We start from the raw sequence: 22812 nt of genomic DNA on the forward strand, positions 1-22812 counted from the left end.
CGGGGTCTCCCTCCCGGCAAGTGTCCTGACCCGCGTCCGAGAACTCCGTCCATGGGCCATTCCTAGCGTCGGCACACCCCGACCGGGCGACGGCGTGCCGGGCCGTCCGTCGGCTCGCCCCGGACGGGCGACGGGCGAGCACTGCATGTGCGCGCACCGGCATCGTGTCCGGCCCGGCAAACAGCCGGGGCCGTCACGACAGCGCATCGCACCGACGCCGGTGATTTCGCTGATGCTCCCGGCCCCGGCCTGCACTTGAATCAGCGCGAACGGCTTGCCGAACGCCTCCGGAGGACGAGGAGCAGTCGCGAACCACCTGGTCAAGAGCCTGACCGTGCACCGGCATCGAACGACGAACCCAGAAGGGAACTCGGACATGACCCACATCAGTCGGCGCCTGCGCGCATGGGGTGCGTCAGCCACCGGCGTCATCTCCTTGGCGGCTGTCGGTCTCCTGGCAACCCCCGCCTCCGCGGCCACCGAGGTGTACCGCGAGGACTTCTCCGGCGGCCTCGGCACCTTCACCGCCTCCGGCTCCGTCAGTACCGGCACCTACGGTGCCCGGTTGAGCGGGTCGCTGTTCTCCGACCCGTCCATGACGTCCACCGCCATCGATCTGAAGGGCTACAGCGGTGTGACGGTGTCGTACACCAGGGCGGCGTCCGGGCTGGATCTCGGCGAGAGCTTCACCGCGGCCTACTCGGTCGACGGCGGCTCGTACACCACGCTGGAGTCGACGCGCACCGCCTCGGGTGCGGCGGCGTTCCGTCTACCGGCCCGGGCCGACGGCCGAACCCTGCGGTTGCGGTTCTCGCTGGACGCCAACAGTGCCCTGGAGAGCCTGACCGTCGACGACGTCCTGGTCGAGGCCGAGAACGACGGGGGCCCGACCGATCCCCCGGCCGGGTCGCTGCCGCCGGTCGACGACGTCACCGAACCCGGCCCCTACGGAGTGACCGTCGACAGTACGGCCGACCCCGACGGCGACGGATGGCTGGTGTACCCGGCGAACGCCGGGCAGAACGGCGTGGACCATCCGATCCTCGTCTGGGGACCGGGCGCGGGGTCCGGCCCCGGCGACTACGAGGACATGCTCAGGCTGTGGGCCTCGCACGGGTTCGTCGTCTACAGCGAGGTCTCCTCCAGCAGCGGCGACTACATGGTCGACGCCCTCGACTGGCTGGAGGACGAGAACGCCAGGCCGAGCAGCCCGCTCCACCAGGACCTGGACCTCGCCGAGGTGGCCTTCGGCGGCCATTCCCGCGGGTCTCTCGGAACCTTCGACGCGGCCGGCGAACCGCGGCTGGAGACCACCATCCACGTGGCCGGCGGCTCGTTCGACGGCAACGGTCCCGACAGGCTGCGCAACCCGGCCCTCTACATCGGTGGCGACGAGGACTTCGCCACGGCGAACATGGAGCGCGACTACACCAACACGGACGTCCCGGTGTGGTTCAACGTCCTCGACGGCACCGATCACGTCTACGCCACCCGTAACGGCCGGCACATCATCACCGCATGGCTGCGGTGGCATCTGGCCGACGAGGAGTTCCGCCGCACGGAGGACTTCCTGAGCGGCGCGTGCACCTTCTGCGACCTCGGCGAGGTTCGGTACAAGAACTGGTGAGGCCCCGGGCGGACGGCGGCGCGTCGCTTCGCGGGAGGCGACGCGCCGCCGGTGCCCTCGGAAGCGCCGGGGCACGGGGGTCAGTTCGCGGGCACCGTGTCCTCGAAGGAGGTGCCCGCCGACCGGTACGCCGCGACCTTGGCGCCGACCTGCGCGGGGGTCAGTACCTGGTCCTTGACGTGGAGGACGTAGTCGACCTGCTCCCGGTACGCCCGCGGGGTGGTGGACGTCTGGCCGTTGAGGTCGATCAGCCACTGGTTGAAGTTGATCGACATGGGCCGCTCGGGCAGGTAGGCGGCGTCGTGGGTGCCGAACAGCTGCCCGTCGACGTAGTACTTGATGGAGCTGTCGTCGATGGTCAGGACGAGGTCGTGCCAGCCGGCGTGGCTCCGGCGGCTCTCGGTGTGCTGGTTGACCGCCTGCCAGGGGTCCGGGTTGTAGGTCTCCCAGGAGGTGGCGTACAGGATGTTGGACGGCTCGCCCCAGCCGCCGTTGGGGAGGTACTCGAAGTCGTACTCGGCGTAGTCGTCGGCCATCGGGGCTTTGAGGTCGTTGATGGTGAAGAAGGTCTGCACCAGGTGGTCGCCGTCGGGCCCCGACACGGGGGCGTCGCTGAACCGGACGCGGGCGGCGTACGTGCCGTTCTTGAACTTGGTGGCCTTGGTGAGGACCTCGGTGTGCTCGGTGCCGGAGGCCGTGCCGTTGGTGGAGGTCTCCATGGTCATGACGGTGTTGCCGTCGGCGGTGGAGAAGGTGACGTTGGAGGGGTCCCAGGTGGCGCCGGGGACGCCGGGGCCACCCTGGTTCGAGCGGACCGACCAGCCGTTGGCGGAGATCCGCGGGTCGGTGTGGGAGGAGTAGGTGAAGTCGTCCCAGAGGGCGCCGGAGCCGCCGGGCGGCGGCGTGGTGGGCGGCGGGTCGGTGGGCGTGTTCCCGTCGGGGGCGGTGCCCCAGATCAGTGAGCCGCCGCGGGTGGCGGTGACCTTCGTCCAGTCTCCGTAGGCGCTCTGCCCGGCACCGAAGGAGTAGTCGTCGCTCTGCTTCAGCGGCTGCCAGGACGACTGGTGGAAGCGCAGCTGCATGTCGCCGGTGTCCGCGCCCGGGGCGAGCGAACCGGCACCGGAGGTGAACCCGATCTCCAGGTAGCGGTCGGCGGTGTCCGTGGGCCTGGCGAGCGTGCCGAAGGTGCCCGTGATGTTGGCGCAGCCCTTGGCCGCCCAGGAGCAGGCGAAGCGGTAGGTGGCACCTGGCGAGTCGGCCTTGAAGTAGTAGCGGAGCCTGACCTCGTTGAGGGGCAGGGCGGTGTTGCCGGTGTTCTTCACCTTGAACCAGGGCTCGCTCTGGTCGGCGGTGGCGCCGGAGGCGCTGGTGCGGTACTGCACCGACAGCCCGTCCGCGGCGCTCGCGGTGCCCGGCAGGGCGGTGAGGGCGGCGGCGCCCACGGCGGTGACGACGGCCGCCGCGGCGGCGGCCCTCAGGCGGCTGCGGCGCGGTGCGGACGGCGGGTTGGCGTTGCTGGTCACTGTGGTGTCCTCTCCGTGCTGGGATCGGTCGGGGTCATGCGGGGGGCGCTGTACCTGCGGGCGCCGCGGGGGTCCGTGGCGCGGTCGGAGTGCGGTGCCGGCGGACGCCGAGGGCGTCCAGCCGGGGCGTGTGCGCCTCGAGCCTGGCCCGGAAGTCGGCCCAGGTGGTGGGTCCGGTCCAGGCCCGGTCGGCGAGTGCGCACAGCCGGGGGTAGGCGAGGCGGTCGAGGTCGTCGGCGGTGGGGGCGTACTCCGTCCAGATCTGCGCCTGGGTGCCGAGGACGCGTCCGCCGCCGGCCGCGGGGGCCTCCGGGTCGGGGTCTCCGCGGTGGACGGTACGCAGGTCGACGACGGGTCCGGGCTGGGCGGGCGGTGCCTGGGGGTCGTCGTCCTGGGCGTAGTCGAGGTAGGTGGTGCGGTGGTGGGTGAGGACGACGTCGTGGCCGTGGCGGAGCGCTTCGCCTGCGTGGGCGGGGTCGCGCCAGCTCATCACCGTGAAGCCGGCCGGAAGCCGGACGCCGTCCTCGGCCCAGGCGACGGGGCGCCGGCCGTGTTCCAGGAGATGGGCACCCGCCCGGCCGAGGAGCCAGCCGTGCAGTGCGGCGGGGGCGGGCAGTGACTCGGCGGCGGCCCGGGCGCGGGCGCGGGGGCTGTGTTCCCACTCGGTGGTCGGGCACTCGTCCCCGCCGATGTGCAGGTACGGGGAGGGGAAGACCTCCATGACCTCGTCCAGGACGGCGCGGAGGAAGTCGAGGACTTCGTCGTGGACGCCGAGGACGGTGTCGCACACGCCCCAGCGGGTCCACACGTCGAGGCGACGCTCGGGGTGGTTGCCGAGGTGGGGGTAGGCGGCGAGGGCGGCGCGGACGTGACCGGGCATCCCGATCTCCGGCAGCACCCGTACGCCGCGCCGTGCCGCGTAGTCGACGAGGCCGGTGAGCTCGGGGCGGGTGTACGCGCCGCCGTGCGGGCGGCCGTCGAACCCGGTGGTACCGGCGTGTCCGGTGGTGCCGCCGGGTCCGGTCATCGACTCGGTCCGGCGGGCGCCGACGGTGGTGAGGCGGGGGTGGGAGGCGATCGGCATGCGCCAGCCCTGGTCGTCGGTGAGGTGGAGGTGCAGCACGTTGAGCTTGTGCAGCGCGAGCAGGTCGACATGGCGGCGCAGGGTGGCGGTGTCGTGGAAGTGCCGGGCGACGTCGATCATCAGGCCGCGCCACTGGTGGCGGGGTACGTCGGTGATCTCGGTGCAGGGCAGCTCCCAGTGGTCGCGCCGGATCCGCGGCCCTCTCGCCAGCGCCTCGGGCGGCAGCAGCTGACGGAGGGTCTGGATCCCGCGGAGCAGCCCGGTGGGGTGGGCGGCACGCAGCAGCACGGAGTGCGGGGAGACGGTGAGCCCGTATCCCTCCTCGCCCAGTCCGCCGAGCTGGGGGTCGACGGTGAGGGTGACGGCGCCGGACGGCGAGGGGGCCAGGGGCAGTCCGGTGGCGGGGCCGAGGAGGTCGCGCAACAGGTCGGCCGCGGCTTCGGCCGCGGGGGTCGCGCGGACGGTGGTGGCGGCGTCGAGGGTGAAGTGGCCGGCTCGGGGGGCGAGCCGGGTGGGCCGGGGCAGAAGGGCCTGTTCTCGGCGGGCAGAGGGCACGGGTGGGCGGCCTTCCGGGAGGGGACACACGGACGGGGGCGCGGTCTCCGGGCTGTTTTGCGCGGGCGGGGGCGGGCCGGCCGGTGCCGGTCAGCCCTTGACGGCACCGGAGGCGAGGCCGGAGGTGACGTGGCGCTGGAGGAGCAGGAAGACGACGAGGGCGGGGAGCGCGAAGAGGGTGGAGGCGGCCATCGTGGCGCCCCAGTCGGTGCCGAAGGTGTTCTGGAAGGAGGACAGCCACACCGGCAGGGTGCGCTGGTCCTGGTTCTTGATGATGAGGAAGTTCGCGTAGGCGAACTCGTTCCACGCGGTGATGAACCCGAAGAGCGACGTGGCCATCAGGCCGGGGGCGAGCAGCGGGAACGCGACCCGCCGGAAGGCCCCGAGCCGGGTGCACCCGTCGACCTGGGCGGCCTCCTCCAGTTCGGGCGGGATGGTGGCGATGAAGCCGCGCAGCACGATGACGGTGAAGGGCAGCGTGACCATGAAGTACACGAGGGTCAGGGTGGCCAGCCGGTCCAGCATGTCGGTGTCGCGGGCGATGATGTAGATCGGGATCACCAGGGACTCCCAGGGCGCCATCTGGGCGATGAAGACGGCGAGGACGAACTGGCGGCGCCCCCGCCACCGCATCCGGGCGACGGCGAAGGCCGCGCCGAGCGCGACGACCAGCGACAAGAGCACGGCGGTGACGGTGACCAGCAGGCTGTTGCGCCAGAACTGGGCGAAGCCGTCCGCCTCCACGGCGGTGCGGAAGTGCTCCAGCGTCCAGTGCCGGGGTATGAACTGCGGGGTGGCGGACTGGATGTCACGGGACGGTTTGAGCGCGGTGGTGAACATCCAGTAGACGGGGAAGAGGCAGGCCAGCATCGTCAGGGCGGCACCGAGACGGAGCGGGAGGCGACGCAGGAGGCGCGGGGGGCGGTGCGAGCCGTGCGGGGGGCTCGCCGAGGGGCTGCCGCCGGTGCGGCTGACTGTGCGTCCGACGGTGCTCAACTCTCGTTCTCCTGTCGGAACATCTGGCGGAAGTAGAGGACCAGTACGCCGGACATGAGGACGACCGTGATCATCGAGGCGGCCGCGCCGAGGTCGTAGCGCTGGCTGGAGAGCGCGGTCTGCACGGCGTAGACCGGCAGGATGGTGGTGGCGTCGCCGGGGCCTCCCCTGGTCATCACCCAGATCTGCACGAACGCCTTGAAGGTCCAGATCACTTCCAGGCAGAGCACGAGCATCACGATCGGCCGGATCATGGGGAAGGTGACCGACCGGAGGATCCGCCATGCGCCGGCTCCGTCGAGACGGGCGGATTCGTGCAGTTCGGCGGGGACGGTGGTGAGGGCCGAGTACAGCGTGATGGCGGCGAAGGGCACGGACTGCCACACGACGAGGGTGACGATGATGGCGAAGGCCGCGGTGCCGTTGGCGAACCACGGGTAGCGTTCGAACGATTCCGCGCCCAGGGAGGTCAGGGCCCAGTTGACGATGCCGAACTCGGAGTGGAAGAGCCACTGGAAGACGGTGGTGGCGGCGACGACCGGCATCGCCCAGGCCAGGACGAGCGAGCTGAGGACACCGGCCCGCCACACCCTGCCGAGTCGCTGGATCATGAGGGCCACCAGCAGGGACACCGTCATGATCAGGAAGACGTTGACCGCCATGAAGAGGAAGGTGCGCCGCACCACCGTCCAGAACCGCGGGTCCGTCAGGAGTGTCCGGTAGTTGGCGAGACCGACGAATTCGGCGTTGCCGGAGATGAGCTCGCGCAGCCCGAAGTCCTGGACGGAGATCACCACGGCGCGGGCGAGAGGATAGAGCAGCAGATAGGCCATGCCGAGGACGGCGGGCGCGACGAGCAGGTAGGGCCGGCATCCGGAGCGGTCGCCGAGGGCGGGGCGGGCGGGGGCCGGCGGGACGGAGGCGCGGGGCGTCCTTCGGCGGACGGCGCGCGGGGCGGCGCGCTCTCGGGTGGCCGGCACGGCTCCTCCTCTCGTACGGAGTGGCTGAAAGCGGACGGGAAGAACGGCTGACCGGCTGGACGGCTGGCCGGGCGCTTGGGCCGAGGCTGCCGGGTCCGGGCGGGCAGAGCTCCTGCCGGGCGGAACGCGTCCGCGGAACGCACCGGTCGGGCTTGGTCGGACTCGGTCCGGCCCGGCTGGCTCGGTCTGGCTGGCTCTGGCTGGGTCAGGAACCGCTGTTCATGGCTCTGGTGATGTCCTCGGAGGCCTTGGCCGCCTCCTGCTTCATGTCGCCGCCCGTGAGCGCGGCCGTCATGTAGTCCTTGATCGGGTTCTCCGCCTCGACGGCGGCCCAGCCGGGCGTGTTGGGCGTGGCTCGGCCTTCGGCGGCGCCGACGGCCATCGCCGCCGCGCCGGGGTCGGACGCCACCGCCGAGGCCAGGGAGGTCTTGTTCGGCACGTAACTCATGGCCGGCGCGAGCTTCTTCTGCCAGGCGTCACCGGTCAGTTCCTTGATGAACGTGTAGGCGGCGTCGTGGTGCTGGGAGGCGGCCGGGATGACGAGGTCGGACCCGCCGGTGAAGACGGCGCCGGGCTTGTCCGCGGTCTTCCCGGGGATGGGGAAGAAGCCGAGCCTGTCCTTGAGTCCGGGGTTGTGCTCGGCGATGACGTTGGCGCCGCCGGGGACGGAGATGATCTGGGCGACCTGACCCTTGGCCATGACCTCGGCCTGCGGCGGGTTGGCCTCGTCGGCGTCCTTCGGTCCCTTTCCGAGCGCCTGGAGCCGCTTGTAGAACTCCATGCCGGCCAGTGCTTCGGGGGTGTCCAGGGCGCCCTTCCACCGGCCGCCCTCCTGGACGGCGAGGTCGCCGCCCTCGTCCCAGATGAATCCGGCCAGCGCGTACCAGTTCTGACCGGGCAGGTAGATGCCCTGCCGGTCGCCCTTGCCGAGCTTGCGGGTCGCGGACAGCCACTGGTCGCGGGTCTTGATCGCGTCCGGGTCGATGCCGGCCCGCTGGAAGAGGTCCTTGCGGTAGACGACGACACGGTTGGCGGCGTAGTACGGGATTCCGTACTGCCTGCCTTCCCAGGCGCCGGGTTCGGCGAGGCCCTTGAGCCAGGTGTCGCCGCCCAGGTCGGCCTTCTTGTCGGTGAGGTCGAGCAGTCCGCCGCTCTGGGCGTACTGGGCGACCTGGGTGTTTCCGACCTCGATGACGTCGGGTGCGTCCTTGCTGGCGAGCGCCGCGGTCACCTTCTGGCCGATGCCGTCCCACTCCTGGATCTGGATCCTCAGGTCGATGTCGGGGTGGGCCTTGGCGAAGGCGGTGGCGAACTCCTTCTGGAAGGCGGCGGAGACGCTGTCCCGCATCAGCCAGACGGTCAGCGCGGCTCTTTCGCCGTCACCGCCGGCGGTGTTCTCGGCGTCCGCGGAGCAGGCACCGAGGGGGAGGGTCAGCACGAGGACGGACGCACCGGCGAGCAAGCGGAACTTCACGGTTCACCTCGGAGGAGCTCGGGGATGGCGCGGGGCGGGGTGAGACGGGTACGGCGACGGCGACGGCACGCACTTACCACTTGACCACTTGACCAACTGGACAGGTCACTGGTCGGCGATGGAAGAAAATGGCATGGACCAATGTGGCCGTCAACCCCCCGCGTACGGAGTGAATTGTCGATCAACCGCTCATCACGCTGGCGCCCGCGTCACTCCGGACCGTAATCTGGTATTTACCAGTGAGGTCCTGCCGTTGAGGTGGCGGAAGCTGGTCACATGCGGCACGCTGTGGGCGCTGGAGAGGGGACGACGCAGATGCGTGACAGGGAGCCGGGCTCGGCCCGGGCCACCGGGCTCGGCACGGGGCCGTGGAAGCCGGCGGTCCAGCCGCCGCGAGTACCGCGGTCCCGGGACGGCGGGCCGGACGGAAGCCATCCCGGCGGCGTTCTCAAGCGGGAGAGGGCCCGGGACGCGGTCCTGGAAATGGTCGAGCAACGCCGCCCGGGCGACGCCATCCCCTCCGAGCGTGCCCTGTGCGCGCAGTTGGGGGTCTCCCGGCCGACCCTTCGGGCGGCCGTCGACGAGTTGGTGGCCGCCGGCGTTCTCACTCGCGAACACGGCCGGGGGGTCTTCGTCGCCCCGGAGAAGATCACTCAGGAGCTGGTGCCGGGGCCGGGGCACCAGCCGCTCAGCGTGCCCCGGGCGTCGGGAGCGTGGACCAGCCGGCTCCTGGAGTTCACCACCGTGCCCGCGGGCGCCCGGGTCGGCCGCAGACTGCGCCTCTCCCCCGCAGCGGACATCGTCTACGTGGCGCGGCTGCGCCTGGTCGACGGCTCCCCCATGGCCATCGAGCACCTGCACATCCCGGCCTCCCTGGTGCCCGGCCTCACTGCTCGCGAGCTGGAACAGGGCGACCTCTACGAGCATTTGCGCGCGCATCACGGAGTCCATGTGAGCGAGGCGACGCAGGCGATCGAGCCCACCGTCGTGACCCGCGCCGAGGCGGAACTGCTGGACGTGCCGGAACTCTCCCCGGCGCTCCTGTTCGAACGGCTGACCACCGACACGGCCGGGCGCCCGGTCGAGTACGTCCATTCCCTCTACCGCGGTGACCGCTACCGCATCGTCTCCCGCCTGACGCTCGGGCAGGAGACGTCACCGGACTCGGCGCCCCTCGGGCATCATCCGGGCATCCCGCCGGGTGACCTGCCCCACGGCGATCCGATCGCCGCGTCGACACGGGGAGACGTGCAGTAGGGCTACGACCGCGACGAGCACCGGCGGCTACGGTGGCGGCGCGGCATCCGCGAGGCCTCCCTCGGCCTCACGCCCGGTCGCTCATCGCCGGCTCCGGCTCCAGCGCCTTTGCGGGGACCTCTCATTCCGCGCGGTTGCGCACGTCCGCGGCGACCTGGGGATTGGCCGGGGAGAATTCCGGGGGCGACCAGCGCAGCGGGCTGCCGCCCTCGGTCCCCACGACGCGCTCGATGGTGAAGCGGGTGGTGCGGCCCTCATCGGTGTAGTCGGTGCGGGCGGTGCCGGAGACCTGGAGGGTGGTGCCGGTGGCCCAGTCGACGAAGAGCAGGCCTGACCGGGCGTCTGACTCCAGGTTGCCGAGGGTGAGGAACATGGCGTTGCCCCGGTAGTCGGGCCAGGTCAGTTCCGTGGGGGAGGCGACGTGGACGAAGCCGGGGTTGCCGCCGCGGTGGCTGGCGTCGGCAGCGCCGTCCGGGCCGATGGCGATGGCGATGGCGATGGCGATGGCGATGGCGATGGCGATGGCGATGGCGATGGCGATGGCGATGAAGAACGTGTCGGCCGCGTGGACGTGTCGCCGCTGGGCGGCGGTGACCGGATCCGCGCCTGCGCCCACGAGGCCTGCGTGCTGCACTTCTTCGACACGTCACGCAACGGCACTCGCCGCTGGTGCTCCATGGCGGTGTGCGGCAACCGGGCCAGGGCGTCCCGCCATTACGCGCGAGCGAAAGAGGGATGACCGGCCCTCGGCCCAGCCAGGGGACGGGGCCGCTCGCGACGTGGACGCGGAACACGGTGGCGTCGGCCCGGAAACGGACCGGCGGGGCCGGGCGACTACTCCGGCATGCGCTGGGCGATCAGCAGCGCGTACCCGAGAGCGCCGTCCGCGACCGCCGTACGGGCGGCATCGAGGACGGCGGGGGCGGCGCCCAGGTCGACGTCCGCGGCGGCGAGGCGGGCCGGGGCGGTCATGCTCAGCAGGTTCAGCCTGGCCTCTATCTGGTCGATCATCCTCAGCATCGCCCGGTCGTGGCGCTCGGTACGGAGCCTTCGCAGGCCCGCGCCGGCCAGGATCTCGGTGTACTCCGCGAGCGGCCGGGCGTCGGCGATGCAGGCGATCCGGGCACCGAGGCCGGCGAGTTCCGGCGGAAGCCTCGTGGGCTCGGCGGTGACGTCGGTGATGCCGAGGCGGCCGCCGGGCCGCAGGACCCGGGCGAGTTCCGCCGCCGCGCGGCCCTTGTCGGGGAAGGTGCACAGGGCGCACTCGCACACCGCGGCGTCGAAGGCGCCCCCGGGGTACGGCAGTTGTTCGGCGTCCCCGGTGGTGAACCGTGCCCGGCTGGCGAGGCCGGCGGCCTGGGCGACGCCCTGGGCGAGGGCGGTGTTCGCCGGCGCGTAGTCCACCCCGTCGACCTCGGCACCGTAGGCGTCGGCCAGCAGTAGGGCGGTGGTGCCGCGGCCGGAGGCGACGTCGAGGACGCGCGCCCCCGGGGTCAGGCCGAGGCCGTCGGCGAGGCGGCGGGTCAGGGTGGTCCCGCCGGGGTGGTACGACTCCCCGAGGAGCAGGGCGACGACGTCCGAGGAGTACGCGGCGGCGCAGCACGCCTTCAGTTCGTCACCGCCGGGCGGCTGTGTCATGACGGGAACGTCCCTTCCGCGCCCGGAGTGTTCGCGGTCTTCGACCCGTACGGCGTCGTCGTCAGGCGGTCGGCGAGCGGCAGGGCGTTGGGCGCGACCGGGGCGACGGGCACGCCGGACATCTCGGCGCGGACCTGTTCGCGGTAGCCGACGGAGTTGTACGCGCAGAAGGGGATGAGGCGTCCGTCGGGGGTGATCTCCTCGACGCAGCACTTCATCAGCTGCTTGACGTTGAGGGTGTAGGGGTCCTGGAAGTCCTGCACGACGATCATGAACGCCTTGTCGTTGAGGTCTCTCACGGCCCGGGGCAGGTCGATGCCGCAGGCGTCGGAGCAGTCCAGGGCCTCCGCGGTGGCCCGGAGTTTCTCGTCGGTCGTGGCGGTGCCCATGAACGCGGAGGCCGACCACAATTTCTCCAGGGCCTCGCGGATGCCGGCGTCGGGCATGACACGGTTGGTGACGTAGTCGAGGTGGTCCTCGACGTTCAGCAGCCGTGGGATCGGGACGACGGTGCGGTTGCCGGGTTCGCCGTCGACCAGCAGGTAGGTGATGGAGCGGCAGGTCGGGAAGCAGCACGGCACGGGGAAGAAGTCGCCCTTCCGGAACCAGTCCGGCCGCTGTGCGTTGATCAACCGGATGACGTCGGGGTTGGTGAGCCGGTTCAGCGGGTCGAACTCCACGTGCCGGCCGGAGTGGGTGACCGGCTGGAACGCCACCGAGCGGACGGCGGGATGGTCGATGCCGTACTCGATGATCGCCCCGAGTTCGTGCTCGTTGAGGCCACGCTCGACGGCGGCGACGAGGGTGACGGTCAGGCCGTGCTCGGCGCAGTTGTCCATGGCCCGCTGCTTGAACGTGCGCAGGTCCCGGCCGCGGATCCGCAGGTGGGTGTGTTCGTCGAAGCCGTCGAACTGGAGGTAGACGTTCACCGACTTGCCCGGCACCCGGTTGCGGCTGCCGAGCTCGGCGACGAAGCTCTCGTCGGTGGCCAGGCGAATGCCGTTGGTGTTGAGGTTGACGTTGGTGATCGGGCGGGCCTGAGCGAGGTCGACGAAGTCCAGGATGTGCTTGTGGATGGTGGGCTCCCCACCGGAGAACATCACCACCTCCGCCTCCCCCTCGCTCTCCAGGAAGGCGTCCAGCATCCGCTCGCACTGCTCGTGGGTGATGGAATAGCCGTCCGGCTGGTGGCCGGAGTCGGCGAAGCAGACCGGGCAGTCCAGGTTGCAGCCGGTGTTGACCTCGATGATGCCCAGGCAGGCGTGCTGCTTGTGCTCGGGGCACAGCCCGCAGTCACTCGGGCAGCCGTCCTTCACCTCGGTCTGGAAGGTGAGCGGGAGGGTGCCGGGCTTGTTGAAGCGGGCGGAGGACAGGTACTCCTCGGCGTCCCCGTAGACCAGCGCCTCGAACTCGCCGTGCTCGCGGCACCGTTTGCGCAGGTAGACCTTGTCGGCGCGGATGTTGACCTGCGCGTCGACGGGTGTCTTGCACATCGGGCAGACGGACTTGGTGAACTCCACGAACACCTCGTCGCGGTCCGCCTTGCGCCGGGGCGCGGGTGCTCGGTTCATGCGGAACTCCTCCATGAACGGGTTTCCTTCACTCACCGGCCGCCGTCTCCCGATGAAACGGCCCGGCCCGCACGAGGCTCAGCCGAGGGACGCGCGCCGTTCCCCTTCCCGTTTGACCGCGGTCAGCGTGGCCTCGACGGCCGACTCCCAGCGCGGGGCGACCACATCGCCCCACCACCGGCCGAGCGTCCACAGGTCGGCGCCCAGCTCGCCGCGGTAGACGAGGCGTGTGCCGGGGCCCTCCTCGGTGAGTTCGAAGGTTTCGGTGACCGCCGGGACGGGCCCGCGGACCAGGCGGAAGTCGATCCGCTCGGGCCGGGTGAACCGCACGGTCTCCACCGTCGTCGCCGTCAGCCGCCCGCCGGCGACGGGGGTGCGGTGGGCCGCGAGCACCATGTCGCTGCCCTGTTCCAGCACCGTGACCTTCTCACGCACGGCCCGGGTCGCCCGGCCGAGATAGGGCTGGGCGATCACTTCGAAGACCGTCTCGCGCGGTGCGGCGATGCCGACGCTTCGCGGACCGAGCGGGCGAGTGCGCCGCCCCACCCCGAGATCCAGCGGCACCGCTCCCGTCAGCAGCCCCAGATACCCGGCGGCCGCGCCCGCGCCCGCCGCGGTCACCGCTGCCAGTACACCGATCCGCACCATCGCCCCGGCCTCTCCGCCCGTCCGTCCCTTGTTTCCCGCCCGACGTGTTCCGCCCGACGCAGGCCCGGGCGTGTCCGTCGATCAGTGAGCGTGCCCACCTCCTACTCGCCGCGTCGGCCCCTGCCCTGAGCGCCGTCCTCTCGTCATGAGGACGGACGACCGTGGAGTCCGTCCTCGTACCCGTACCTACCCGAAATCGTCGACAGCCGCGCCGCGACGAACGCGCTGCCGGCCGGCCCCCGTGAGGACATCGTCACCCCGGCAGCCGTCCCGCGCTTCCTCGGCCACGCCGCACACCGCTCGCTGCTCCAGGCCGTCCGCCGCCCCCGGGCCCTCCCCGTCGTCACCGTCACCGGCCTCGCTCTGCGCCGCGGCACCATGCCCGGGCGCCCCCGCCCGGTCCTGCCGGTGCGTGAGGCTCCGGCGTGCCCCCACCCGTACGCCCCCGGGAGCCCTTACGCCGAGCGGCCCCGCCGGCCGGTGGCGGCGAGGAGGGCCTGTGCCTGTTCGCGGGCTTGGCCGATGGGGTCGTCGAAGACGCTCAGGCCGTGGGCCACGAGCGCTCCCTCGTGCAGCATCAGGAGCGTTCGCCCCAGCTGGTCGGCCCCGTCGGGGGCGATGTCCCCGGCGAGTTCGGTGAACAGGGCGAGCATCCACTGCTTCTGCCCGGTGATGATCGGGTAGGCCGGGTGGGACGGATCGCTGATCTCGGCGTGGGCGTTGACCATGCTGCACCCCTTGGGACTGTTCTCCGCCGACCACGCACTCGAGGCATCGAAGACGGCCAGGACGCGCGCCGCCGGGACCGGCTGTGCGGCGTCGAGGTACTGGGCGAGGAAGGCCCGCCAGCGTTCATCACGGTCCGCGAGGTACTCGACGACGATCTGCTCCTTGGAGCCGAACCGGTCGTAGAGGGTCTTCTTCGTCACCCCGGCCTCGGCGGCGATCAGGTCCACTCCGACGGCATGGATGCCCCGCTCGTAGAACAGCCTCGCGGCGGCCTCCAGGACGCGCCGTGCGGCAGGCGTCATCGTGATCCGTCGCGGCCTCTCGCTCGTGCCCATGCCCGACAGTATACCGATCTGTATAGTTCCCTGGCGTGTATACCGATCTGTTTACTGGAGGTTGAGGCGTGAACTTCCTGCTCTCGATCGCCTTCGTGGTCTGCTGGAGTTCCGGGTTCATCGGTGCCAAGCTCGGCGCCGGCAGTGCCTCCGCGGTCACGATCCTGATGTGGCGGTTCCTGCCCCTCGCCGTCATCCTGATCGTCGTCGCCGCCGTCTCCACAACGTCGTGGCGGGGCCTCACGGCGCGGGATGTGGCCCGGCAGGCCATGATCGGCGCGCTGTCGCAGAGCGGCTATCTGCTCACCGTCTACTACGCGATCCAACTCGGGGTCTCCAGCGGCACCACGGCACTGATCGACGGCGTCCAGCCCCTCGTCGCCGGAGCACTTGCCGGGCCGTTGTTGCGCCAGTACGTCTCGCGCAAGCAGTGGCTCGGCCTGTGCCTGGGGGTGAGCGGCGTCGTCATCGTCACCATGGCCGATGCCGTGGCCGGCACCGGTGCGGCCTGGTGGGCCTATCTCATCCCGTTCCTCGGCATGTTCTCGCTGGTAGCGGCCACGTTCCTGGAGAGCCGCTCCTGCGTACGGGTCGCGCCCGGGGTGGCGATGACCGTCCACTGCGCCACCAGTGCCGTCATCTTCACGGCGCTCGCCGTGGGCGCCGGAGCCGCGGAGCCGCCCGCCGAGCTCTCGTTCTGGACCGCGATCACCTGGCTCGTGGCCTTGTCGACCTTCGGCGGGTACGGGCTGTACTGGCTCATCCTGAGGCGCTCCGGAGTCACCAAGGTCAATACGCTCATGTTCCTCATGGCCCCGGTCACGGCGGTCTGGGGAGCCGTCATGTTCGGTGAACCGTTCGGTCCGCAGACCGCCCTCGGCCTGTCCGTCGGCCTCGCCGCGGTCGTCATCGTCTACCGCGGTGACACCTCGTCCACCCGGGTGTGCGCGCGAGAACGGGGCAAGGACACGGGCCAGGCCGCGAAACCGGCCGAGTACGGCGCTTGACACCTCCGCCTCGTCAGGGGACGGCCACCGCCAGGGACCCGTCCGGCCGTCCGTGCGCACACTCGCGGCCGGCGGGCGGCGGGCGGTCGTACGGGTCCGCGGGCGTTCAGTGGTGGTCGGCTGCTCGGGTGACCGGAACGCGTTCGGTGAAGGTCCTGCCGCCGTCGGTCGTCTCGTACACGCCGTCCTGGGTGGCGGCCAGTACGCGGTCGGCGTCGACCGCGGTGAGCGCCTGGGGTGGGCCGCCGGGCACGCTTCCCGCCTTCTTCCAGGTCCTGCCGCCGTCCGCGCTGAGGTGCAGGGCGCCGGTCGGATCGATGCCGTAGAGGGCGTCGGGCCCGGCCCACGAAACGTACGACATCACCGGTTCGGTGCCGGGGGCGAACGTCTCCCCGCCGTCGGTGCTCTTCGCGACGCCCTGCTGTGTGGTGGCCAGTACCAGGTCGGGGTCGTTCGGACTGACGGCGATGTCGAGGGCGGCGAGCTTTGCGCGGTCGTCCCAGGTCTTGCCGTCCTTGCTGACGCGGAGCAGGCCGTTGGTGCTGTCGTATCCGTAGATCGTGTTGTGGGCGTACTCCAGGGCGTGGAAGTCGGCCTCGCCGCCGAGGGAGAGGGTGTTCCAGGTCTTGCCGGAGTCGGTGGACTCGATCAGGCCGCGGTTGGCATGATCGCCGCTGCCCGGTGCGGGGTGGCCGCTGCCGAGGAACGTGTTGGGGCCTTTCACGGTGAAGCCCATGTAGTCGGCGGTGTCGCTGACCCGCTTCGCGGAGCCGTCCGCCTCGACGGCGATGACGCCCTCGTGGGTGGCGACGTACAGCCGCCCGTCGGCCGGGTCGATGCCGAGCCCGTGGATGTGACTGACGGCCACCCCGGACGCCGGTGCTCCCTCGGACGGGGTGCCGGCGTTCTCTCCGCAGGCGGTCAGGGGGGCCGCGAGCAGCACAGCTGCCGCGGCCAGGGCAGGGCGGGAACGGAATCGGAAGGTCATGGGAAGAGGTGTCCTCGTCGGTGGTACGGAACGGGCGGTACGGCGTGGTGTGGGGGCCGCTCGTCCACTGCGGGTACGCGGGCCGTCACAGCGGCAGTTCATAGCCGCTCGCCCAGGTCTGCATGTGGTGGATCATCCAACTCCACAGCCCCGAGACCTGGGCGAGTCCGACGGCCACCAGCAGCGCGCCGCCGAGGCGGAGCACGTTGCGGGTGTGGCGGCGGGCGAATTCGAAGGCGCGCAGGGACTTGCCGAGGGCGAGGGTGAAGAGCAGGAACGGTATGCCGACGCCGACCGCGTAGAGGAAAGCGAGGAAGGCGCCGCGTCCGGCCGAGCCGGTGGTCAGGGACAGGGAGAGCACGGCGGCGAGTGTGGGGCCGATGCAGGGGGTCCAGCCGATCCCGAACATCACCCCCATGAAGGGCGCACCGGCGAGCCCGGCACGCGGTGTGAAACGCGGCTTGAACGTGCGCGACAGGACGGGGACGCGCTCCAGGGCGCCCATGAACACCAGGCCGAGGACGATCGTGAGCACTCCGAGGATCCGGATCACGGTGTCCTGGTGGGCGAACAGCACCGTACTGACGGACCCGAACAGCGCGCCGTACGCGGTGAACACGGCGGCGAAGCCGAAGACGAACAGGGCCGTGCCGAGCACGGCGCGGCTCCGCGCCCGGCCGCTGTGGGTGTTCTGCGTCTCGTGGGCGTCGGCGGCCGTCATGCCGGTGGTGTACGAGAGGTAGCCCGGAATCAGAGGGAGGCAGCACGGCGAGGCGACGGTGATCGCACCCGCTGCGAGCGCGATGGGGGCGGCCAGGAACAGGGACCCGGAGCCGACCACCTGGCCGATGTCGACGGACAAAGCTGTGCCTTTCGGTTGGGGCGGGTCCGGCCGCACGAGGGGTCAGGCCGCTTGACGGATCCGGCCGCACCCGGGATCGCCGGATGCCGCCGCCAGGGCCGGCAGAGCCGGTGGCGGGTCAGCAGCAGCCTATCTCCTATACAGCTTAGGGCCTAAGCCGCATAGGAGCTCATGGCCGGGGCTACGCGGTGGTGTCGCGGTGGTGTCGCCTCCGGCCGGGACGGCGACGCCGCCGACGCGCGTGCGAATACGGCGGGAGGAGCCGGGAGCGGTGATCGGACGGCCTACCAGGCTCTGCCGCTGTCCAGCAGTCCGGTCGTCATCAGCAGCTCCGCCTGGCTCTGCTGACGGAGCTCCAGCGCGACCACGGCGAGGCCGAGGATGGTCCACCCCACGAGGCCCGGCCGTACGCGCAGCACCGGGCAGCGCCCCAGAACAGCTCCCGCCGCCAGGCGGGCCAGAAGGACGGCAGCGGCGAACGCGACCAGCGGCCCGAGCGGGTTGTAGCGCCACGCCATGCCGAGGTCCCCACGGAAGACCGACACGACCGACCGGGTGAGCCCGCAGGTCGGTGCCATGATCCCGACGCGGTGACCCGGACCGTGGACGTCCACGGGGAACATGCCCCACGCCGCCATCGCCGTGCCGGCCACGACCACCACGGCCCCGGCCGTCCCCCACACCCACCAACGGGCGTTCGGCGACTCCCAGGCCAGCCGGACCTGAGGCACCCACCGCCGGCGACCGTGTGCGCCGGGCGAAGTCCGGGCCGCTGCCATGTGCTCTCCTCACCTGCGCGGGACCGGGGCGACGGCGGCCACCCGGCGGGCCGGCCGGTCATCGGCTCCGTCGTCCGCTCCCGGCTTCGGACCATACCGCCGGAGAGCCGGTCACCCCGCCGAACGCTCCTCGCGGTTACTCCATCCGCGGCACCGACAGGGGTGCGAGCCGCGTCGCCCCCGGTCACACGAGATGCCCCGCGCCGGCGGGGGAAGCGTCCGGCAGCGGGCAGGTGGTCATGCCGGCCGCGGCCACCGCAGGCTGAGCGGCCAGGAAAAGCGGCAGCACCAGCACCGCTGCCGCCACCAGCACCCCGCCCCGCACCACCGCGCGCCGCGGCGGCCGGGGTGGATCGAGCAGCCGCCGCACCCGGCCCGCCACCTGGCCGCCCGAGGCCGCCAGCGACGCGGCGGGCGCCCCCGCCCCGGCCAGCTCGACCAGCGCCCCGGCCAGGGTGAGCGGGTCCGTACGGGCCGTCGCCTCGTCGTCGGCGGCCAGCTCCACCAGCCGCCGCGTCTCCTCCGCCGCCGTGCGGGACAGGGCTACGCGCCCGAAGGAGCGCTCCAGCGCCTTCGCATGGGCCAGGACCAGGTGGTGGCGCTGTCTGATGTGCGCCCGCTCGTGGGCGATCACCGCGTCCAGCGCGGCCGGCTCCAGCGCGGCCATGGCCGCCGAGGTCAGTACGATCCGGTGCCCGGTTCCGGGCAGGCAGTACACCGACGGGCGGTCGTCCTCCAGCACGGTCACACCCAGACCGGGGTGTTCCCGGCCGACCACGGCCAGTACCTCGGCGTGCCGACGGCGCTCCCGCCGCGCCCGGCACAGGGCCGCCGCCAGACACCAGCCGACGCGGCCCACCACCGCGAGGGCCAGCACCGTGCCGGTCGCGGCCGCCATCGCGCCTCCCGGTGCGGCGTACTGCGCGCGCAGCGCCATCCCGCACGCCTCCAGCAGGCTCGCCACGCTGCCGCTGACCGGCACGGTGGGCACCGCCAGGACGAGCCCGGCCAGCGCGACCGACACGACGACCGTGGCCGTGACCGCCTGCCAGGCCCAGATCGCCGGCCTCGGCGCCCGCACGGCCCAGCCGGTACGGGCCAGCAGCACCGGCCCGAGGACGCCGACCAGGCCCGCGTAGCCCAGCAGCACCACGGCGACCCTCACGAGCCGGTCCTCCCACGACGGGCCGCGAGCGCCGCCCGCAGCTCGGCGACCTCGGCCTCGTCCAATCCGTCGAACAGCCGCAGCAGCGTCGCGGTACGGTCCGCCCCGGTCGCCCACACCTGGTCGATCAGCGAGGCCGCGTACTCCTCACGCGTCTTCGTGGCCTGGTAGTGGAACGCCCGGCCGACCTTCCTCCGGGACAGCCAGCCCTTGCGGTGCAGGATGTCCATCACCGTCTGCACCGTGTTGTACGCCAGTGGCTGCGGCCGTTCGCCATTGAGCCGATCCAGCACCTCGCGCACCGGCAGCGGCGTATCGGCGGTCCACACCGCGTCCATGATCGCCTGCTCCAGCTCGCCGAAGCCCCGCATGCCGGCCGCCTTCCTCACGAAAACCTAAGCGCCATAGTACGTTCCGTCCCGAAGCGGCCCCGACTCGCGAAGACCAAGCCGTGGCCATACGCGCGGAGCCGTACCCGACGCAGCCGCACACGACGCAGCAAAGGCGGCGCACGAGCAGGCGCCCGGCCCGCCGGGCCGTAGGCCACGAGTCGGCCGCCCCTTGCGCAGGGTCCTCGGGCTTGAGTCGGCCCGGGCGGGGTAGTCGCCCTGCCGGGCTGCCAGCCCGAAAGGCAGATAACGACCCCATCAAGGGTGTGCACATGGCTGTACCGCTTATGAAGCAGGCGGATGAACACGAGCCGGGGGCACTGCGTCGCCGAGTCTCCTGGGGCACCGCCCCGCCCATGGCCGCGCAGGCCCGGTCGCAGGCGGAAGCGCTCCTGGCCGATCTGGCGCAGAGGTGCGGGACGACCTTCCCGGAGAGCTTGGTCAACGACGTCCGGCTCGTCGTGAGCGAACTGATCGCGAACGTGGCACGGCATGCTCCCGGCCCCGGCGGCCTGCAACTGGAGGCGCCCGGCCGTGGCCACGTACTCCGGATCACCGTCTGGGACACTTCCCCCGCCATGCCGCACCCCCAGCCTCGGGACCCCGAACGGGCGAGCGGCCACGGCCTGGAGATCGTCAACGCCGTGAGCAGCAGACTCTGGATGCAGCCTCACGGGCGGGGCAAGGCCATCACGGCGGAACTGCCTCTTGCCTCCCTGGCGCGAGTCGACGCGCTCCGGCCGGCGTGAGTGCGCCGAGGTCTTCCTCGTCGGTGCGGGGCAGGATGCCGGCCACCGCGATGGCCGGCGAACTCGCGCCCCCGGCGGCCGTGCTCCGTGGCCGCCGCGCGGGCCCGGCTCCCGCGCCGGCCCCGCGCGACCGCACCCATTCGTGACTACGCACCCGCCTCGGACAGCACGGGCTCGAGCCGGAAGAACTCGCCGCCGATCCGGCCGTTGAGACCGTTGCCCTAGACCATCAGCTCGGGGCCACCCCTGCCTCCACCGGACTCCCCGGCACCTGCACCCGGCCGCGCCGGCGCACCTCAGCACTGTCCAGCCCGAGGTCGCGCGACCACAGCCGCCTGCCGTTGTCGGCCGAGTACGCGGCGGCGCTGCCGTTCCGGCCGGAGACCGGCACGATGCCGTCCGCGACCACGCCCATCGGCACGCCGTCGACGCGGTGCTGCGCCCCCTTGCGGGGCCGACCTCGTCCTGGGCGGGCCGGTTCCGGCGCCGTGGGCGCCGAGGTGAGGACGCGAACCGGGAACGGGGCGCAACCCGGGCTGCGTTCTTTCCGTCTTCCCCTGTCGGGCAGCCGCTCTTCATGAAGGAGAATGCGGGATCGACGGGAAGCCGGCCTAAAGCCGACCGACAGTCGAGCGGAAGATGACGAGCGAAACCTACCCCGACCTTTGACCCATATCTAACAAATCGGCCGAAAATTGATACACATACCATCGCAGGGTCCTGCACCAACGGACTCCGGAACAGCGTCCCCGGTGTGGCGTCGACCGCGGGCGAGACTCTGGGCCGTAGCGGGTGTCGTGACCCTCGGATTCCTCATCTCGCTGGAGTTCGCCACGCACCGCTACGGCCTCCCCGGGCCGATCGCCAGCGGGCTGCGGGAAGTGATATTTCCTCCCAACTCAGGCTTCCTGTTGTACGCCGGCCTGGCGTTGACGATGGTGGTCCTCACCTGGCGGCAACGCCGCATCGCGGTTGGTGCCGCGGTCGGGATCGACGCCGCCTTCTGGGTGGTCCGGTGGGTGGCCGACGCCAGGCCGGCCGACGGCCACCCCTTCGGCAACGGCGCGTTGTGGGTGATGCTGGGCTGCGCGGTCATCGCCGTCACTCGCCGCACCGGCCGGGAACGCGTCCTGCTGCTCAAGGCAGTGGCGCTGGGCCTGCTGCTGGTGGCCGGCCGCAAGACCGGCGACGCCTGGCTGGTCATCACCGCGAAGACCCGACCGGAGGTGCTCGACCCGTACCTGGCGATCGCCGATCATGCGCTGGGCAACCCGTCATGGCTGGTGGGCCGGCTCGTCTCGGCGACCGGCACGATCGGCTACTACTCCCTCGACATCGTCTACGGCCAGCTCGCGGTGGCCGCGGTCGTCGTCTCGCTGTACCAGCTGCGCAACGTGGCGGTCGAACGCCGCTTCCCGGGCCACCACCTGGTACGCACCTTCCTGGTGATCGGCCTGCTCGGGCCAGGCATCTACATGATCTTCCCGGTGGTCGGACCGATCTTCGCCTACGGCACCGGTGCCGATCACTGGACCCCGGTCGGCCTGTGGGCGGATACGCCGCCCACCCAGCAGTGGGCCCTGGCCCATCTGTGGCCCCAGACGCCGCCGGTGATCAGCACCCCGCACCCCATGCCGTTCGACGAGGTCACGCCGCGGAACTGCATGCCCAGCCTGCACACGGCGTGGGCTGTGGCGATCTTCATCCACTCCCGGAAGGGACCGCGGCTGCTGCGCTACGCGGGAACGTTCTGGCTGGTCGCCACGCTCGCCGCGACGCTGGGATTCGGCTGGCACTACGGCGTGGATCTCATCGCCGGCGTCGTCTTCACGGTCACGATCGAGGCGGCCCTGCGCTCCTACGACCGCGGCTGGGACCGCGCGGGAGTCCGGCTGGTCGCCTACGGCGCGACCGTCTTCGCCGCGCTCCTGGCGTCCTACCGCTACCTGCCGTTGGAGATGGCCCGGCATCCATGGGTGTCCGGACCGCTTCTCCTGCTGGCGATGGCCTCGGTGATCCACGGCTACGTACGGACCGTCGCACTGTGGCAGCCGAAGGCCGAACCCGTACGGCAGCCGGAACCGCAACCCGAACCGGTGTGAACCGCGGCTCGGGCCGACGCCAACCGGCTTGGCGGCTCCGCCAGAAGCTGCGACGCCCGCGCACGCGCTGTGCCGACCACCCGTTCGGCCCCGCCTCCGCACGCGGACCCGGGGCACCCGTTGCAGTGCGTTGACGGGCGCCATGGGTAGGGTGCCGCGGCCGGCTCCCCGAGTACGGTCGCGGCACCACGGGCAGCGCGCGTGCGCCCCTCCGGCCCGGTCGCCGCACGGCGGCCCCAGCCTCGGATCCAGTCGTTTCCCGAGAGACCGGGGCCAACCTCTTGACCTCTGTGAGCCCAGCCACTAATTTGCGGTAAACGTCGACCCATGACTGCCGGAAGGAGGCGACAACAG

Annotated in this window: 20 protein-coding genes and 2 pseudogenes; 6 read left to right on the forward strand and 16 right to left on the reverse strand. The window is 71.7% G+C overall.

What is annotated here, in order from left to right:
• The first annotated feature begins 376 nt into the window (after positions 1-376).
• A complete protein-coding gene (locus tag ACLGIH_RS01920; protein WP_416523442.1) occupies positions 377-1627 on the forward strand; it encodes a poly(ethylene terephthalate) hydrolase family protein in 1251 nt (416 codons plus the stop codon).
• 80 nt (positions 1628-1707) lie between these two features.
• Here the strand turns inward: ACLGIH_RS01920 and ACLGIH_RS01925 are convergent, their stop codons facing one another.
• The 5 genes from ACLGIH_RS01925 to ACLGIH_RS01945 form a co-directional block, all read right to left on the reverse strand.
• Entirely contained in the window at positions 1708-3150 is a 1443-nt protein-coding gene (locus tag ACLGIH_RS01925) for a cellulose binding domain-containing protein (RefSeq protein ID WP_416523443.1), read from the reverse strand.
• Between the two features lie 34 nt (positions 3151-3184).
• On the reverse strand, positions 3185-4789 hold the full coding sequence (locus tag ACLGIH_RS01930; protein ID WP_416523444.1) for a beta-N-acetylhexosaminidase: 1605 nt from the start codon (positions 4787-4789) through the stop codon (positions 3185-3187).
• Between the two features lie 90 nt (positions 4790-4879).
• Positions 4880-5659 (reverse strand): carbohydrate ABC transporter permease, encoded by a 780-nt coding sequence (locus tag ACLGIH_RS01935; protein WP_416529262.1) that lies wholly within the window; start codon positions 5657-5659, stop codon positions 4880-4882.
• 122 nt (positions 5660-5781) lie between these two features.
• Positions 5782-6765: a carbohydrate ABC transporter permease gene (locus ACLGIH_RS01940; RefSeq protein ID WP_416523445.1), complete on the reverse strand. Its 984-nt coding sequence runs from the start codon at positions 6763-6765 to the stop codon at positions 5782-5784.
• A gap of 205 nt (positions 6766-6970) precedes the next feature.
• A complete protein-coding gene (locus ACLGIH_RS01945; protein WP_416523446.1) occupies positions 6971-8239 on the reverse strand; it encodes an extracellular solute-binding protein in 1269 nt (422 codons plus the stop codon).
• 315 nt (positions 8240-8554) lie between these two features.
• Here ACLGIH_RS01945 and ACLGIH_RS01950 point away from each other — a divergent pair, with 315 nt between their 5' ends.
• Positions 8555-9496, forward strand: coding sequence for a GntR family transcriptional regulator (locus ACLGIH_RS01950; protein ID WP_416523447.1), 942 nt, complete (start codon positions 8555-8557; stop codon positions 9494-9496).
• A gap of 121 nt (positions 9497-9617) precedes the next feature.
• Here ACLGIH_RS01950 and ACLGIH_RS01955 read toward each other — a convergent pair.
• Positions 9618-10091: pseudogene (locus ACLGIH_RS01955) on the reverse strand (hypothetical protein); the annotation flags it as partial.
• On the opposite strand from ACLGIH_RS01955, the pseudogene ACLGIH_RS01960 reads away from it, so the two are divergent.
• Positions 10089-10235, forward strand: a pseudogene (locus ACLGIH_RS01960) (CGNR zinc finger domain-containing protein); the annotation flags it as partial. The pseudogenes ACLGIH_RS01955 and ACLGIH_RS01960 overlap by 3 nt on opposite strands.
• 95 nt (positions 10236-10330) lie before the next feature.
• On the opposite strand, the gene ACLGIH_RS01965 reads toward ACLGIH_RS01960, so the two are convergent.
• The 4 genes from ACLGIH_RS01965 to ACLGIH_RS01980 form a co-directional block, all read right to left on the reverse strand.
• Positions 10331-11134, reverse strand: a complete 804-nt coding sequence (locus tag ACLGIH_RS01965; RefSeq protein WP_416523448.1) for a class I SAM-dependent methyltransferase — start codon at positions 11132-11134, stop codon at positions 10331-10333.
• On the reverse strand, positions 11131-12705 hold the full coding sequence (locus ACLGIH_RS01970; RefSeq protein ID WP_416523449.1) for a radical SAM protein: 1575 nt from the start codon (positions 12703-12705) through the stop codon (positions 11131-11133). The genes ACLGIH_RS01965 and ACLGIH_RS01970 overlap by 4 nt, the downstream gene beginning before the upstream one ends.
• A gap of 78 nt (positions 12706-12783) precedes the next feature.
• Positions 12784-13353, reverse strand: coding sequence for an SRPBCC family protein (locus ACLGIH_RS01975; RefSeq protein ID WP_416523450.1), 570 nt, complete (start codon positions 13351-13353; stop codon positions 12784-12786).
• A gap of 455 nt (positions 13354-13808) precedes the next feature.
• Positions 13809-14417, reverse strand: coding sequence for a TetR/AcrR family transcriptional regulator (locus tag ACLGIH_RS01980; protein ID WP_416523451.1), 609 nt, complete (start codon positions 14415-14417; stop codon positions 13809-13811).
• 68 nt (positions 14418-14485) lie between these two features.
• Here ACLGIH_RS01980 and ACLGIH_RS01985 point away from each other — a divergent pair, with 68 nt between their 5' ends.
• Positions 14486-15424 (forward strand): DMT family transporter, encoded by a 939-nt coding sequence (locus ACLGIH_RS01985; RefSeq protein ID WP_416523452.1) that lies wholly within the window; start codon positions 14486-14488, stop codon positions 15422-15424.
• 106 nt (positions 15425-15530) lie between these two features.
• Here ACLGIH_RS01985 and ACLGIH_RS01990 read toward each other — a convergent pair whose 3' ends face one another.
• From ACLGIH_RS01990 to ACLGIH_RS02010, 5 genes are all read right to left on the reverse strand, one after another.
• Complete coding sequence (locus ACLGIH_RS01990; protein ID WP_416523453.1) at positions 15531-16412, reverse strand: F510_1955 family glycosylhydrolase; 882 nt, start codon at positions 16410-16412, stop codon at positions 15531-15533.
• An 85-nt stretch (positions 16413-16497) separates the two neighbouring features.
• Complete coding sequence (locus ACLGIH_RS01995; protein WP_416523454.1) at positions 16498-17274, reverse strand: cytochrome c biogenesis CcdA family protein; 777 nt, start codon at positions 17272-17274, stop codon at positions 16498-16500.
• Positions 17275-17558: 284 nt separating this feature from the next.
• The gene (locus ACLGIH_RS02000) at positions 17559-18053 is read right to left on the reverse strand and encodes a DUF2752 domain-containing protein (RefSeq protein WP_416523455.1); all 495 of its coding nucleotides are present in this window, start codon (positions 18051-18053) and stop codon (positions 17559-17561) included.
• A gap of 184 nt (positions 18054-18237) precedes the next feature.
• Positions 18238-19218, reverse strand: a complete 981-nt coding sequence (locus ACLGIH_RS02005) for a M56 family metallopeptidase (protein ID WP_416523456.1) — start codon at positions 19216-19218, stop codon at positions 18238-18240.
• The gene (locus ACLGIH_RS02010; protein WP_416523457.1) at positions 19215-19589 is read right to left on the reverse strand and encodes a BlaI/MecI/CopY family transcriptional regulator; all 375 of its coding nucleotides are present in this window, start codon (positions 19587-19589) and stop codon (positions 19215-19217) included. The genes ACLGIH_RS02005 and ACLGIH_RS02010 overlap by 4 nt, the downstream gene beginning before the upstream one ends.
• A 290-nt stretch (positions 19590-19879) precedes the next feature.
• On the opposite strand from ACLGIH_RS02010, the gene ACLGIH_RS02015 reads away from it, so the two are divergent.
• Complete coding sequence (locus ACLGIH_RS02015; protein ID WP_416523458.1) at positions 19880-20356, forward strand: ATP-binding protein; 477 nt, start codon at positions 19880-19882, stop codon at positions 20354-20356.
• A gap of 229 nt (positions 20357-20585) precedes the next feature.
• On the opposite strand, the gene ACLGIH_RS02020 is transcribed toward ACLGIH_RS02015, so the two are convergent.
• Positions 20586-20771: a hypothetical protein gene (locus ACLGIH_RS02020; RefSeq protein WP_416523459.1), complete on the reverse strand. Its 186-nt coding sequence runs from the start codon at positions 20769-20771 to the stop codon at positions 20586-20588.
• 337 nt (positions 20772-21108) lie between these two features.
• Here ACLGIH_RS02020 and ACLGIH_RS02025 point away from each other — a divergent pair, with 337 nt between their 5' ends.
• Positions 21109-22458 carry a phosphatase PAP2 family protein gene (locus ACLGIH_RS02025; RefSeq protein ID WP_416523460.1) on the forward strand — a complete coding sequence of 450 codons (1350 nt, stop codon included), beginning with the start codon at positions 21109-21111 and terminating at the stop codon, positions 22456-22458.
• Positions 22459-22812: the final 354 nt, after the last annotated feature.

Source organism: Streptomyces hamibioticus (assembly GCF_047946815.1).
Classification (GTDB): Bacteria; Actinomycetota; Actinomycetes; order Streptomycetales; family Streptomycetaceae; genus Streptomyces.

Excerpts from the sequence above, each read along its gene's own strand:
- ACLGIH_RS01980 (WP_416523451.1), bottom strand. The coding sequence starts at position 14,417 with ATGGGCACGAGCGAGAGGCCGCGACGGATCACGATGACGCCTGCCGCA.
- ACLGIH_RS01990 (WP_416523453.1), bottom strand. The coding sequence starts at position 16,412 with ATGACCTTCCGATTCCGTTCCCGCCCTGCCCTGGCCGCGGCAGCTGTG.
- ACLGIH_RS02000 (WP_416523455.1), bottom strand. The coding sequence starts at position 18,053 with ATGGCAGCGGCCCGGACTTCGCCCGGCGCACACGGTCGCCGGCGGTGG.
- ACLGIH_RS01935 (WP_416529262.1), bottom strand. The coding sequence starts at position 5,659 with ATGCTGGCCTGCCTCTTCCCCGTCTACTGGATGTTCACCACCGCGCTC.
- ACLGIH_RS02020 (WP_416523459.1), bottom strand. The coding sequence starts at position 20,771 with ATGGGCGTGGTCGCGGACGGCATCGTGCCGGTCTCCGGCCGGAACGGC.
- ACLGIH_RS01920 (WP_416523442.1), top strand. The coding sequence starts at position 377 with ATGACCCACATCAGTCGGCGCCTGCGCGCATGGGGTGCGTCAGCCACC.
- ACLGIH_RS02010 (WP_416523457.1), bottom strand. The coding sequence starts at position 19,589 with ATGCGGGGCTTCGGCGAGCTGGAGCAGGCGATCATGGACGCGGTGTGG.
- ACLGIH_RS01970 (WP_416523449.1), bottom strand. The coding sequence starts at position 12,705 with ATGAACCGAGCACCCGCGCCCCGGCGCAAGGCGGACCGCGACGAGGTG.
- ACLGIH_RS02015 (WP_416523458.1), top strand. The coding sequence starts at position 19,880 with ATGGCTGTACCGCTTATGAAGCAGGCGGATGAACACGAGCCGGGGGCA.
- ACLGIH_RS01965 (WP_416523448.1), bottom strand. The coding sequence starts at position 11,134 with ATGACACAGCCGCCCGGCGGTGACGAACTGAAGGCGTGCTGCGCCGCC.
- ACLGIH_RS01950 (WP_416523447.1), top strand. The coding sequence starts at position 8,555 with ATGCGTGACAGGGAGCCGGGCTCGGCCCGGGCCACCGGGCTCGGCACG.
- ACLGIH_RS01975 (WP_416523450.1), bottom strand. The coding sequence starts at position 13,353 with ATGGTGCGGATCGGTGTACTGGCAGCGGTGACCGCGGCGGGCGCGGGC.